The following is a 13,731-nucleotide window of genomic DNA, read 5'->3' on the forward strand; positions in this document are numbered from 1 at the left end:
AGCCGTCTGAATTGCATCTCAGACGGCTTTTGCTTTTACTATATACCTTTGTACATTCGTGCGTTTGTCGAGCGGTATTGTACCTGCTGATTAAGAGGCTAAGCGTTCAAACGCTTGTAATTCCAAGCTTTGCTTTAACCGTATAATCAACGCAAGCACATTATATCCTACTCATGTTCCAGCTTATAAAATTAAGCCTGATCTTTATCTGCTGCTGCCGACAAGTCTTCCAGTACAGCGATGATCACATCGTTTTTATCCAGTGTAACGATGGATTTCCCGATATGGCGACGTTCGTCGGTTTGCAGTGCTTGTTTGCTGTTAAATGGAATCGTGCGATTTGGTGGTGTAATAGCGATAAAGGAGCGATGATCGCGACATACGTAAGCCGCAATAATGGCGTTGCCGTTTGGTTTGACACGTTTGCCTTCTTTTAGCTCAAAGGTCGATACCCCTTTACCTCCGCGGCTCTGGGTCTGATATTGCAGCATGGACGTGCGTTTTGCATAACCGAGATCAGTCATAACTAGCAGTTGTCCATCTTCTTCGCTGTCGATCCATAGTGCACTTACAACAGCATCGTCGTCCACCAGCTGAATACCGCGTACCCCAGTAGATACACGCCCCATCAGACTGACATCTTCTATCCGGAAACGAATACTCATGCCATTGCGGGTAATCAGCATCAGATCGCGTGCCTGTTCGCCGCGGCTTACGGAGATAACCTCATCACCTTCGCCCAGCTTACAAGCAGCGACTGCGCCGGAGCGTTTGGTCGCATAATCTTTCAGCTCGGTTCGTTTCACCTGTCCACGTTTGGTCACAAATACGAGGCTACCCTGCTCTTGATCCAGACTACGCACTGGAATAATATCAACGATTCGGTCTTCGCGTGTCATGGAGATGACATTAACGATTGCCGTTCCGTTTTCTTTCCATTTGAAGTCTGGAATCTGGTGAACCGGTAGCAGGAAGTATTGACCGCGCTGGGTGAATACAAGCAGATTATCGAGTGTGTTCACATCCAGTACTTTGCGGATATAATCATCTTCTTTGGCACCAGAGCCACCGCGTTCGCCGCCAGAACGGGTAAACGACAGCATGCTTGTCCGTTTAATATAGCCATCGTTGGACAGTGTAACTAGTACATCCTCGGAATTGACCATAACTTCCAGATTGACTTTTAGCTCTTCCACTTCATCGCGGATTTCGGAACGACGATTAATCCCGAAACGTTCGTGGCTTTCCATCAATTCCTTTTTGATGACGCCAATCAGCTTTTTGTCGCTATCCAGAATGGATTGCAGATTTTTGATCTTTTTCTGGATATCGCTCAGTTCTTTCTCCACCTGATTGATCTCCAGATTGGTCAGACGGTACAATTGCAGATTCAGAATCGCATCAGATTGGCGCTCAGTCAAACCGAACATCCATTGCAGATTCTGATGCGCATCTTGACGATTTTTCGATGCTTTGATAGCAGAGATCACTTCGTCGAGAATATTCAGTGCTTTGGCGAGACCTTCCAGCACATGCGCACGGTTCTCCAATTTATCTAGATCGTAACGAGTACGACGGGTAACGACTTCACGCTGATGCGCAATATACGCCTGCAAAATACCTTTCAAGCCAAGTTGCTGTGGTGCTTTGTTGACAATTGCGACCATATTGAAGTTGTAGTTTACTTGCAGATCGGTCTTTTTGAGCAGGTAAGCCAGAATACCTGCGGCATCGGCATCCTTTTTCAATTCCACTACGATACGCAGACCATCACGGCCGCTCTCATCGCGCACTTCCGCGATTCCTTCGACCTTTTTCTCCAGACGGATATTTTCCATTGCGGTAACAAGACGTACTTTGACGACCTGATACGGAATCTCAGTAATCACGATTTGTTGCTTGCCACCACGCATCGTTTCGATTTCTGTTTTGGAACGTACGTAAATGCGTCCTCTACCCGTTTCGTATGCTTCGCGAATCCCGCTACCGCCCATAATGATACCGCCGGTCGGGAAATCTGGACCTTTGACATAATTCATCAGCTCGTCCAGCTCCATCGCCGGATTTTCCATCAAAGCGATACAAGCGTCAATCACTTCACGCAGACTATGCGGCGGAATCTCGGTTGCAAAACCAGAAGAAATCCCGCTGACGCCGTTCACGAGCAGATTCGGATAGCGTGCAGGCAATACCATCGGTTCTTTGGTTGTATTATCAAAGTTATCTTTGAATTGGACAGTATTGCGGTCAATATCGCGTAAAATCTCCATCGCAATAGAAGACAGACGCGCTTCGGTATAACGCATCGCTGCTGCTGGATCATCATCTGGGGAACCCCAGTTACCGTGTCCATCTACGAGTGTATGTCCCATTTTCCACGGCTGCGCCATCCGTACCATACCGTCATAAATGGATGCGTCACCGTGCGGGTGATAGTTACCCATGACGTCGCCGACGGTTTTGGCAGATTTGCGGTAACCTTTTTCGGGGGTGTTGCCGGATTCGTACATCGCATACAAAATACGACGTTGTACCGGCTTCAGACCATCGCGCACATCGGGGATCGCGCGATCCTGAATAATGTATTTGGAATATCGACCAAAACGGTCACCGACGACTTCTTCCAGAAACGCCGGCATATATTTTTCATTCGTAGCCATTCACTCACCTTACCTTACCCTCCGGTCCAGCCGGATTGTGATCAAATGCTGCACCATGCAAAAAGGAATGAAAGCCATCCACACAGGTGTCTCATTCCCATTTGCAGCTGGCAGCTTTGTTGTTTGCTTACAGCTTATATAACAGTGGATGATGCGTCATACTCTACATCAAGCTTGTTGTTGTGTGTTTCTTCTATCGAAAAGCAATAGTACCATCGGTCTAGTCTGCCTATATGCTTGCTTGTATTTGCCTTTACTTGCTTGTATAGAATATAACGATCATTACAATCATCTGGTTACTCGACGTACTCGGTGAAATCAACATTTTCGACAATCCAGCGTTTACGCGGATCGACCTTGTCACCCATCAATGTGGAGACGCGGCGTTCTGCTTTGGCAGCATCTTCGATCTGTACTTGCAGCAACGTACGGCTTTCCGGGTTCATTGTCGTTTCCCACAATTGATCCGGGTTCATCTCACCAAGTCCTTTGTAACGCTGCAATTCGACGTTTTTGCCATATTTTTTGAGCGATTGCTCCAGCTGCTCGTCGGTCCAAGCATATTGCTCATCGGTCTTTTTCCCGGAGCGCTGCGTAATTTTGTACAGCGGCGGCTGAGCAATATAGATACGCCCTTGATCGATCAGCGGTTTCATGTACCGATAGAAGAACGTCAGCAGCAGCACCTGAATATGCGCTCCATCGGTATCGGCATCGGTCATGATGATGATTTTGGCATAATTGCTATCTTCAAAGGCAAATTCGGTACCAATGCCTGCACCGATTGCTGCGGTGATCGCACGATATTCCTCGTTTTTCATCACATCTGCCAATTTTGCTTTTTCCGGGTTCATCGGTTTTCCTTTGAGTGGCAAAATCGCTTGCGTTTTGGAATCGCGACCTTGTTTCGCTGAACCGCCCGCGGAATCACCTTCGACGATGAATAATTCATTTTTGGAAAAGTCCTTGGACTGTGCCGGACTCAGCTTGCCGTTCAGGTTGGAGCTTTCGCTGCGTTTGCGACCGGTACGCATATCGTCGCGCGCTTTCCGCGCCGCTTCACGCGCACGGGATGCCTGAACTGCCTTTTTGATCAGTTTCTGACCGACCTGCGGGTTTTCTTCAAGAAAACGCTGCATGTTCTCAGCTACAACCGCATCCACCGCACCGCGTGCGGACGAACTACCCAATTGATCCTTCGTCTGACCAACAAATTCGACTTCGGACATCTTGACACTGATGACCGCCATCATGCCTTCACGTAGATCGCCGCCCTCAAGGTTTTTATCCTTTTCCTTGATCATAGCGTTCTTGCGGGCATAATCGTTCAGTACACGCGTATAGGCAGTTTTGAAGCCTGTTTCGTGCGTACCGCCGCCGCGTGTCGGAATCGAGTTAACAAAAGAAGCGATTGTCTCGGTGTAGCCTGCATTATACTGCATGGCAATCTCCACTTCGATATCGTCGCGCTCTGCATTGAAGTGAATCACATCATGCAGTACGTCTTTGCCTTCATTTAGGTACTCGACAAATTGACTGGCGCCGCCTTCATAATAAAAGCGATCTTCTTTGTCGTTCCGATCGTCCTTGAGCAGAATCTCCAGACCGGAGTTCAAGAATGCAATCTCTTGCAGACGCTCAGACAATGTATCATAGTTCAGCGCAATGCCGTTCTGGAATACACGAATATCCGGTTTAAAGGTAACTTTGGTGCCGGTAATTTTCGTTTTGCCGATCACTTCAAGTCCGCTCACTGGCTCGCCAACATGCTCTTTGCCCTTTTTGTCCGTCCAGTATTCAAAACGCTGACGGTGAATACTACCATCACGGTAAATCTCGACTTCCAGCCATTCGGATAGGGCATTCGTTACCGATGCACCTACGCCGTGCAGACCGCCAGATTTCTTATATCCACCACCGCCGAATTTACCACCGGCGTGCAAAATCGTAAAGACGACCTGCGGTGTCGGGATGCCGCTTTTGTGCATGCCCGTCGGAATGCCGCGGCCGTTATCATATACGGTTACCGAACCGTCTTTATTGAGGCTGATTTCAATTCTGTTGCAATGTTTGGCAAGATGCTCGTCGACTGCATTGTCCACAATCTCCCAGACAAGGTGATGCAGTCCGGACGAACTTGTACTACCGATATACATCCCCGGACGCTTCCGTACGGCGACAAGCCCTTCGAGCACCTGAATGTCGTCAGCATCATACCCGGACGACTGCGGGTTCACGCCACGGGATGAAGTTGTTCTGGAATCGATCTCGACCATTCAAGGTCCCCCTTTGTTCATTTCAATATTGCTAGGTCCTGTTTGAACTACGCTTTGCTAGTATAATGGTTCATCCGCGATTATACCAGAGCAGATGAACAATAAAGCCGCTGTCTAACTACTACTGGATATATATTTAAGATAATTTACATCGGTTAAGCATATCATACCTAGCGTCCAACGCACATTTTAGATTTACATAAAATGTAATATCGCAAAATCATGTTCGCAATACCCAAACACATGTTTGCATTTCCTTTATTCATTCTAATCTATATCATGACTTTCGTAAAGGGAATATTGCGCATAATCGCGATGTATGTCTCGCGTTTACGTATTCCGGTTAGGAACTTGTGGACAGAGTAGCAGCGTATGATGTCTGTCGCCTTGAGAGATGATATACATTTAAACCGTTTGTACAACGTTGATATCTCTTTTCTCGGCAAGTTTGCGAAAAATATAAACCGCCATCTGTAAACGATATACGATTCATATGGATTTTTTGTGTCGTTCCCTTGCCTATTTTATGGGAAAGTGTGGTCTATGACATATTGAATTGAGCTTAATCTTCCACACTATTTCAGCATTGTTTTAGCACTATCATCTCATCTAAGTAGATTCTACATCCTCGTCTCTGCATGCAAAAAAACCTGTCTACCGACACGCAATTGTTGTCGACAGACAGGAATTATGATGATTGATCAATTCTAATTCAGCACATCACGCTTCGTAAAGACAGCAAAGGAAATGATGAGCGAAACGGCTGCCCATGTCCCAAGCACGGCGAGCGAGAATGGCAAGGTCATGCCTTCAATCGGAGCAGGGCTACCGGATAGATAATCAGTCAATCCAAGATTGACCATAAACAAATACTTCGCACTACTCCATGATGCCGCCATGTTCGTTAAGATCGTCCCGGCAATAAGTGCTGCCATCATAATGACGATACTGGCGGCAGTACTGCGCACCAGCACAGACACCATAAATGCCAGCAAGCCGACGGTCAGACCGACGAACCAGATCAATCCCAGCTGCATTAGAATGAATTGCCACTGGTCAATCGCATGCACCGTATCCATATTGACTCCGGTATCACTCGGCTGGAATCCGGTAAACACCGGTATCGTAAACCCGGAATACCCAAATACTAGCCCGGATATACCGTAACAGATAATAAAGGTGGATATAACAATCAGCGATACGAACATGACGAGCGTAATGATCTTACTGAGCAGGATTTTCCACCTGCGCACCGGTCTCGTCAGCAACATCTTGATCGTACCGCCAGTCCGTTCGCCAGATACGAGATCTGAAGCAATCGTCATAATCAATAACGGGATAAACAAGCTGCTAGAATTGTCCAGAAACTCACGGGTGAATGTGACGCCGCCCGGTTCATTCGGATTGACGTCATTTTGCAAATAATATTGCATCTGCTGGATGAAGATCCGGCGGTACTTTTTCCATTCCTCTGGTACACGGTCGCTGCCGAGCGAGTTCTGATTGTCGGTAATTGCCTGTTGCAGCTCAGTACGCCAATCATCACCAAATTTCTGGCGATTTTCCTGAGCTTCGCGCATGGAGGCGTAGGTGAACATCGGCACAAGTACAAGCAGCACTAGCAGCACGACATAGAATCTCTTTTTCTTGATAATCTTGATCGTTTCGTTCTGTACGAGCGGCCAGATGCTATTCAATCGTCTCACCTTCCGTTATGCCGAGGAACAGCTGCTCCAGGGTAGGATTTAGTTTGCGTACATTGTTCACGGCAATACCGGCTTGTACCAAAGCTTGAATGGTCGTCGCAATACGCTCTTCCGGGGTACGGGTAATGATACTGCCGGTTGTGAGTGAAGCGGCGGTATCGTTATCCAAATGCGCTTCGCTCAGATCAAGTACGGTAATATCAGGCAACGATTGTAGCAATGCAGTTCCCTGCTCCACCGGTTCCAATTCCCAGATGACAAGATGCTCCTTATCCTCCACCAGTTCGCTTACACTGCCAACCGCGATTACACGACCGCTGCCAACGATGGCGACACGATCACAGAGCAACTGAATCTCGCTCAACAAATGACTGGAAACGAACACTGCCATTCCCTGTGCAGCCAATTCGCGAATAAACAGACGCATATCCCGAATCCCTTTCGGATCAAGACCGTTGGTTGGCTCATCTAAAATAAGCAGTCGCGGGCGTCCAAGCAATGCTTGCGCGATGCCGAGCCGCTGGCGCATACCAAGCGAGTATTTGCTCACTTTATCGTGGATACGCTCATCTAGACGTACAATTCGCGTGACTTCCATAATACGCTCTTCATCCACACCGGGCTGCATACGGGCGAAATGCTGTAGATTTTCCCAGCCCGTCAGATATGGATACATTTCCGGGTTCTCAACGATAGAGCCGACATAAGCAAGCGCTTTTTCTGGTTCACGGGTCACGTCGTAGCCGCAGATCGTAATCTTGCCTTCCGTTGGACGGATCAGATTGACAAGCATACGGATGGTCGTCGTCTTACCGGCTCCATTCGGTCCGAGGAAACCGAAGATTTCACCTGCGCGCACGTTAAAGGTCACGTCCTTGATGATCATGCGTTTGCCGATTTTCTTCTTAACATGTTCAGCCGACAGAACGATTTCGTGTTCCTGTGGCAACGTAGATGTAACGATATGCGATTGACTGATAGGGAGATTCAATCCGGGGTTGTTCATGCGATACGGCTCCTTCCTATGACGCAAATGGGGATGTGAATACTATTGCAGACTTTGCACAATCCGGGTCGCAATCTGCTCATATCCGTCTCCGTTCGGGTGAAAATGGTCGGATGACAGATAGCGCGACAGGTTGTTCTGGAACAAGTCAAAGGTCGGAATCAGCATCATATGCTGCTGTTCATTTATCATGCCCATCACGGATGTGTTCCAAGCCGTGACCGCTTCATTCGCAGGCACGCGTAGCTCCTTCAGATCGCCAAATGGATTGTACAATCCAAGGTATAGAATTTGCGCATCGGGATTGATCTCCGCAATTTTCGTAAGGATTTTCTGCAAACGGACTGCCGTTTCTGGCTCTGCCTTCAGTAGCTGTGTGGCACTAGGCGCTTCCTGCTCCAGATTGCCAAGCGCTTCACCGCCATTAAACAGATCATTGGCGCCGATTGATAACATGATCAGATTCGCCTGCTTTAATGTATGCTGTACACCCGCCTGATCCAGCGAGGACAAGATAGCAGTCGTTTTCTGACCGTTGATGCCAAGATTCGCAACCAGCTTGGCGTCGGTGCCTTGCTGCTGCAATAAACTAACCGTGCGGCGGACAAAGCCACTACCGGCGTCATCACCGGTGCCTTTTGCCAGTGAATCGCCCAGCGATACGATGCGCACGCCTTCTGCCAATGACGGTACAGTAGTCTGAGCCGTATCGGTTGCGGACGAGCCAGCGGTATTATCCTGTCCGCTGCTGCCAGATGTATACGTACTGCCGACCGGATTGATCACATCATTGATGGCATACACAAAGCCGCCGATCAACAGCAAGGTGGCAACAATGGAGGCAATGCTCGTAATCCTCCAGATGGATGCAGATGAAGAATTGGGCTTCATAGACGAACCTCCAGCTAGTCATTTGAAAAGATAAGATGTACACGACAGTCTGTAATGGTTGCATACGCAACATTGTGTCTTCTTCATTATATACAAGGATACGGGTAACTTCCAAATATGCAGACACTATCTTTTAGATACGACAAACATGCTTTCCCCATCGTAAAAGTGGCGATACAGCCTGCCGTTATCTTTTACCCGGAGAAAGCATGTCGATATCAGTGTATGGAACAACATTGCAAAAATATATCTAGCATTCGTGAACCGCTATCTACAAGCTTCTATCGTCACTCAGCGATCAAAATAGTGCCCTTCTTCCAAATCCTCCATCAATCCTTGATGTACCGGTTTCCAATCTAGCCGTTGCTGCGTCAGCTCACTGGAGATCGGGGTATCCGCCGATGCCGCAAAATTGATCCAACCAAAATGCTCTGGCGCTTGTTCAGCCGTAATACTTCTCACCGGCACATTCAGATGACGACCGATCACGTCGGCAATCGTTTTAAAAGGGATACTGCTTTCGCCAACTCCATGAAAAGTAGAACCACCTGCTGCCTGCTCAATCGCTTTGCGGAACAGAACTGCTACATCCAGACGATGCACTGCCGACCAGCGATTACTGCCGTCACCCACGTAAGCGGAAAAGCCTTTTTCGCGTGCAAGCTGTATAAGTGTGTAAATGAAGCCAAAATCATCTTTGCCATGGACAGTCGGCGCCAGACGTACAATGGAGGAATGAACACCACGCTGGAACAACTCCTCAGCTGCTGCTTCAGAATGACGCGTGGAATGCTGGGAAGAACGATCTTCTTCGGTGCCTAGTTTGCCTGATGTTAACATCAGTGTGCCCGATGTGGAAAGGATGCGTTTATCCGTACCTTCCAGTTCGCTACCCATCGCGAGAATTGCCTGACGATCAATCTCAGCAGACGCTGCAAAATTGGAGAAGTCATGAATAAAACCGAGATGAATAATAGCATCTGCTGCCCGTGCCGCTTGCCGCAAAGTATCGGTATCCTCCAAAGAACCACGATGTACGTTTACCCCTGCATCCTTGAGCTTCTGCTCTGCCGCATCCGACCGTGCCAATCCAGTGACATGATGACCTGCTTGCAATAGCTCCTGTATAACTGCTGTGCCGACAAATCCAGTTGCGCCTGTTACGAATATGTTCATATTAAAGCCCTCCCTGAGTGATCTGAATGCTTACAAACACAGCATAAAGTATAGAGTTTACTCTATAGCAATAGGGAGATTTGGCATTTATAATAAAAAGTATGAAAACTACATTCTCAAGCAAAGAGGTCGCTGCCGAAACTGGTCTGAGTGTGCATACGCTCCGTTATTATGAACAACTGGGACTTATTCAAGGTGTCCAGCGGGATGACAACGGCTATCGTCAATACAGTGAATCCGATATCAAATGGTTTCAAGTCATCCGTTATTTTCGCGATATGGGATTACCGATCAAGGAAATGCAGGAATTCCATTCCATGCCCAAAAATGTCCCCGGCTCCGCCACTGCCCGCCGCGAATTTATGGAGGCATACCGGATCAAAGTCGTGGAGCAAATGGCAGAACTGCAAGACACACTGGAAAAGGTCGATGGCAAAATTGAATTTTTCAAAAATCTGGAAAGGAAAGAACAGCAACAACCGTCTTCCGCATCTGCTCGCTAATCGTTATGGAGAAACTAAACGCTACAAACTAGACAGTATGATTCATTTGTATAGTATGCTGCGTTCACATACTGCTGCACTCATATATAGCATGCTATACTCATGTACGTTGCCCATCTGATTACATTTGCCACAGATATACTCTTGCTTCATACGGTTCCAGCTGTAAGGAATGAAGATCATGTTCTCTAGATACTTCTGCAAGCTCACGTCCATGATCGCCGCCATAGTTGCTGATCAATAGCTCCGGCTGGTTGTATGTCACGTCTTCATCCAGCTGGAAGGATTGCGGCTGATCCGTAAAATTCAGCACAACGAATAATTGCTGCTGCTCATATGATCTGATATAAGCAAACAATTGCTCACCGTCCGGCTGCAATACGCGATAATCGCCGTACACGATAATATCATGCTGCCCGCGTAATTCGATCAACCGCCGATAATAATGGAAAATGGAATCAGGATCAGCGAGTGCCTCTTTTACATGAATATCATGATGATTTGGGTTGATCGCCAACCACGGTGTACCTGTTGTAAAACCAGCATGCTCCGAATCGTCCCATTGCATCGGCGTACGGGCATTATCGCGACTTTTTACATAAATGGATTCCATAATCTGCTGGTGATCGACTCCGGCGGCGCTATATTCTTTGTACATATTCAAGGTCTCAATATCTTGATAATCATCGATGGAAGGCAACTTCACATTGGTCATGCCGATCTCTTCGCCTTGATAAATGTACGGTGTGCCCTGTAGTGTATGCAGCAGCGTACCGAGCATTTTGGCGGACGGCTTGCGATACGTTGTATCATTGCCAAATCGTGATACCATGCGTGCCTGATCGTGATTGTTCAAATAGTTGCTGTTCCAGCCTTTGTTATGCAGCAGCGTCTGCCATTGTGTAATGATACTCTTGATCTCGCTCAGTCGCCATGGGCGCAAATCCCATTTGCCACCCGGACCTGCATCTACCCGCATCAATTCAAAATGGAATACCATATTCAGCTCATGCCGATCTTCCTGTACATACAATGCGCCATCCTGCGGGGTCACATTGACCGCTTCACCTACCGTCATAATATCGTATCGGGACAGCACTTTCTCGTTCATCTCCTGCAAATATTCATGCACCCGCGGTCCGTTCACAAAATGCTGCCCGCCAAAATGATACCGTGAAGGTCCATCCGGTTCGCCGGTTCCCATCTCTGGAATACCGTCGCGTGCATTCGGCAATCGCGGGTCTTTGGAGATTAGATTGATAACATCCATGCGGAAGCCGTCGATGCCTTTGTCGAGCCACCATGTCATCATCTTGTACACTTCCTCGCGTACAGTTGGATTTTCCCAGTTCAGATCCGGTTGCTTCTCTGAAAACAGGTGCAAATAATACTCATCGGTGACTTCATCGTGCTTCCATGCCGATCCGCTGAAAAAAGACGCCCAATCGTTCGGCTCACGTCCATCCTTGCCCGGTCGCCATATGTAGTAATCTCGATAGTGATTGCCTTGGGATTGGCGAGATTCCGCGAACCATGCGTGCTCATCTGAACTGTGATTAACAACCAGATCCATAATTAGCTTCATGCCCCGCTGATGCAATCCGTCCAGCAATTGTTCCCAGTCTGCCATTGTGCCGAATTCGTCCATAATGTCCTGATAATTGCTAATATCGTAACCATTATCGTCATTCGGCGATTGATACACAGGACAGAGCCAGATCACATGAACACCGAGCTGATGCAAATAGTCAAGCTTGCTAATAATCCCCGGAATATCCCCAATCCCGTCGCCATTGCTATCCATAAAGCTACGTGGGTAAATCTGATACACAACACTTTCTTTCCACCATGTTTTATTCAATGCCAATCCACCCTTTCTAGTTGGAACTTAGCTTTCTTCCTTTATTTCCCCAACGGCAAGAGCATGAAGCAGAACAATGAGAATGAAGCGATAGAGAATGAAATTGCAAACAAAAAGCTCACCGCACGCTTAGGTGCGATGAGCTTGGATCATAATATGATGACGATGATAAAGTACTTGTTTTAAAAGCTATCCAGCGATCTTCTTGCGCTTTTCGTCTTTAATTACGTTCTTTTCTTTGTTCTTTTTCTTTTCTTTCTTCTTTTTCTTTTCTTTCTTCTTTTGTTTTACCTTTTTGTCTTTATTCTTAGACTGTGACTTCTCGTCTGCAGTTTGAACAGCTTCCAGTTGCTTTTTGCGCTTTTTCATTTTTTTCGTAGTTTTGGCATTCTTTTTATCTGATGATTTGGCAGGTGATTGTGAATCATCTTGGTGTTTTTTCGATTTCATTTTGGTACTCTTTTTAGGTAGATCGGATGATTTTACTTTTTTCGGTTTATCATCCTGTTTGCGAATGAGCAGAGTTAGCTGTTCGTACAGCTGCTCCGGTGTATCAGCGCAGATCAGCTTTTTGCCGACCTTAACAAAAGGCTGGCGGCGGCAGATTTTGCATTCTTTCAAGCAGCCTTTACGTTGCTGCTTGACATCTGGAAAATCACGGGCAATATCAGCATGGACCTGTCTGGTGCCGTGCTTGTCGTTTTTGGGACAATATTGGATTGGTTTCATAAGTATGCTCCCCCATCGGGCATATGGTATACATGTGGAAATGTATCTTCATGTTAGGGAGCGACGCATACAATGTCAAGCGAATCTAATAGAGTAATACCAATAAGCAGGGCGCAATCTATATCATAAGATACGGATTGCGCCCTGCTGACGACGTGCTTGCAGTCTGTGATGCATCATAACTGCTATTCGTAGTTGAACCTGTGTATATCGTATATTCCATTGCATCTGAATCTGATTGCAACGATGCACAAATACATGCTGCGTATGCATACATCCTATGTGCAATGAGGTGAGATCGTTGGTTTGCAAGCAGACAGTTACTTACGGATAAACTCCTGCACCCAGACACCATTTTTGAGACCGACACCGATCTGGGTAAAGTTTTTGTTCAAAATGTTGGCTTTGTGCCCGGGGCTATTCATCCAGTCGCTCATCACTTCAGCGGCAGACGATTGACCTTTGGCAATATTCTCACCAGCATACGTATAGGTGATGCCGTACGTTTTCATCATTTTGAATGGAGTTCCATACGTTGGCGAGGTATGGTCGAAATAACCGTTTTGCGCCATATCGTTTGCTTTGACTTGAGCTACTTTTTGCAGATTGGCATTCACGCTGAGCGGTTTCAAACCGGCTTGAACGCGCTGCTGGTTCACCAGCTTGATCACTTTGAGAATTGCTGCATCATTGACACTGTCCACAGATGCGACTTGAACAGTCGACAATTGCGTATTGGAAATCGCAGTCGTTGCTGCGGCATTCGCGGAAGGCTGAATAGCGAAAGCGGCTGTGCCTGCGAAGACGGCAGCAGCAGTTGTTGTCATCACCATACGTTTCATTATAAGCTTCATGGATACCATCATGGGTACACTCCTCCTGTGCGCAAAGGGATTATTTTCGATTGCGCCCTGTATTTTATC

General features: G+C 47.1%; 10 protein-coding genes. 1 reads left to right on the plus strand and 9 read right to left on the minus strand.

Features of this window, described 5'->3' with window-relative positions:
• Positions 1 to 191: 191 nt before the first annotated feature.
• The 6 genes from gyrA to ACE3MZ_RS14360 all read right to left on the minus strand — a co-directional run bounded on the left by gyrA (position 192) and on the right by ACE3MZ_RS14360 (position 9,715).
• Positions 192 to 2,660 carry a DNA gyrase subunit A gene (gyrA, locus tag ACE3MZ_RS14335; protein WP_411342837.1) on the minus strand — a complete coding sequence of 823 codons (2,469 nt, stop codon included), beginning with the start codon at positions 2,658 to 2,660 and terminating at the stop codon, positions 192 to 194.
• A 296-nt stretch (positions 2,661 to 2,956) separates the two neighbouring features.
• The gene (gene parE / locus ACE3MZ_RS14340; RefSeq protein ID WP_411342838.1) at positions 2,957 to 4,936 is read right to left on the minus strand and encodes a DNA topoisomerase IV subunit B; all 1,980 of its coding nucleotides are present in this window, start codon (positions 4,934 to 4,936) and stop codon (positions 2,957 to 2,959) included.
• Between the two features lie 707 nt (positions 4,937 to 5,643).
• A complete protein-coding gene (locus tag ACE3MZ_RS14345; protein WP_411342839.1) occupies positions 5,644 to 6,633 on the minus strand; it encodes an ABC transporter permease in 990 nt (329 codons plus the stop codon).
• Positions 6,626 to 7,528 (minus strand): ABC transporter ATP-binding protein, encoded by a 903-nt coding sequence (locus tag ACE3MZ_RS14350; protein ID WP_411346799.1) that lies wholly within the window; start codon positions 7,526 to 7,528, stop codon positions 6,626 to 6,628. Before ACE3MZ_RS14350 ends, ACE3MZ_RS14345 begins: the two co-directional genes overlap by 8 nt.
• 162 nt (positions 7,529 to 7,690) lie before the next feature.
• Entirely contained in the window at positions 7,691 to 8,539 is an 849-nt protein-coding gene (locus ACE3MZ_RS14355; protein ID WP_411342840.1) for a GDSL-type esterase/lipase family protein, read from the minus strand.
• Positions 8,540 to 8,830: 291 nt separating this feature from the next.
• A complete protein-coding gene (locus ACE3MZ_RS14360) occupies positions 8,831 to 9,715 on the minus strand; it encodes an SDR family oxidoreductase (protein ID WP_411342841.1) in 885 nt (294 codons plus the stop codon).
• Between the two features lie 80 nt (positions 9,716 to 9,795).
• Here ACE3MZ_RS14360 and ACE3MZ_RS14365 point away from each other — a divergent pair, with 80 nt between their 5' ends.
• A complete protein-coding gene (locus ACE3MZ_RS14365) occupies positions 9,796 to 10,218 on the plus strand; it encodes a MerR family transcriptional regulator (protein ID WP_411342842.1) in 423 nt (140 codons plus the stop codon).
• Between the two features lie 121 nt (positions 10,219 to 10,339).
• Here the strand turns inward: ACE3MZ_RS14365 and ACE3MZ_RS14370 are convergent, their stop codons facing one another.
• From ACE3MZ_RS14370 to ACE3MZ_RS14380, 3 genes are all read right to left on the minus strand, one after another.
• On the minus strand, positions 10,340 to 12,079 hold the full coding sequence (locus tag ACE3MZ_RS14370) for a glycoside hydrolase family 13 protein (protein WP_411342843.1): 1,740 nt from the start codon (positions 12,077 to 12,079) through the stop codon (positions 10,340 to 10,342).
• A 189-nt stretch (positions 12,080 to 12,268) separates the two neighbouring features.
• Entirely contained in the window at positions 12,269 to 12,808 is a 540-nt protein-coding gene (locus ACE3MZ_RS14375; RefSeq protein WP_411342844.1) for a DUF1450 domain-containing protein, read from the minus strand.
• A gap of 320 nt (positions 12,809 to 13,128) precedes the next feature.
• Entirely contained in the window at positions 13,129 to 13,674 is a 546-nt protein-coding gene (locus tag ACE3MZ_RS14380) for a CAP domain-containing protein (RefSeq protein ID WP_411342845.1), read from the minus strand.
• Between the last annotated feature and the right edge of the window lie 57 nt (positions 13,675 to 13,731).

It is taken from the genome of Paenibacillus sp. WLX1005, from assembly GCF_046603685.1.
In the GTDB taxonomy this organism is placed as follows: Bacteria; Bacillota; Bacilli; order Paenibacillales; family Paenibacillaceae; genus Saccharibacillus.

Excerpts from the sequence above, each read along its gene's own strand:
- parE (WP_411342838.1), bottom strand. The coding sequence starts at position 4,936 with ATGGTCGAGATCGATTCCAGAACAACTTCATCCCGTGGCGTGAACCCG.
- ACE3MZ_RS14375 (WP_411342844.1), bottom strand. The coding sequence starts at position 12,808 with ATGAAACCAATCCAATATTGTCCCAAAAACGACAAGCACGGCACCAGA.
- ACE3MZ_RS14380 (WP_411342845.1), bottom strand. The coding sequence starts at position 13,674 with ATGATGGTATCCATGAAGCTTATAATGAAACGTATGGTGATGACAACA.
- ACE3MZ_RS14360 (WP_411342841.1), bottom strand. The coding sequence starts at position 9,715 with ATGAACATATTCGTAACAGGCGCAACTGGATTTGTCGGCACAGCAGTT.
- ACE3MZ_RS14350 (WP_411346799.1), bottom strand. The coding sequence starts at position 7,528 with ATGATCATCAAGGACGTGACCTTTAACGTGCGCGCAGGTGAAATCTTC.
- ACE3MZ_RS14355 (WP_411342840.1), bottom strand. The coding sequence starts at position 8,539 with ATGAAGCCCAATTCTTCATCTGCATCCATCTGGAGGATTACGAGCATT.
- gyrA (WP_411342837.1), bottom strand. The coding sequence starts at position 2,660 with ATGGCTACGAATGAAAAATATATGCCGGCGTTTCTGGAAGAAGTCGTC.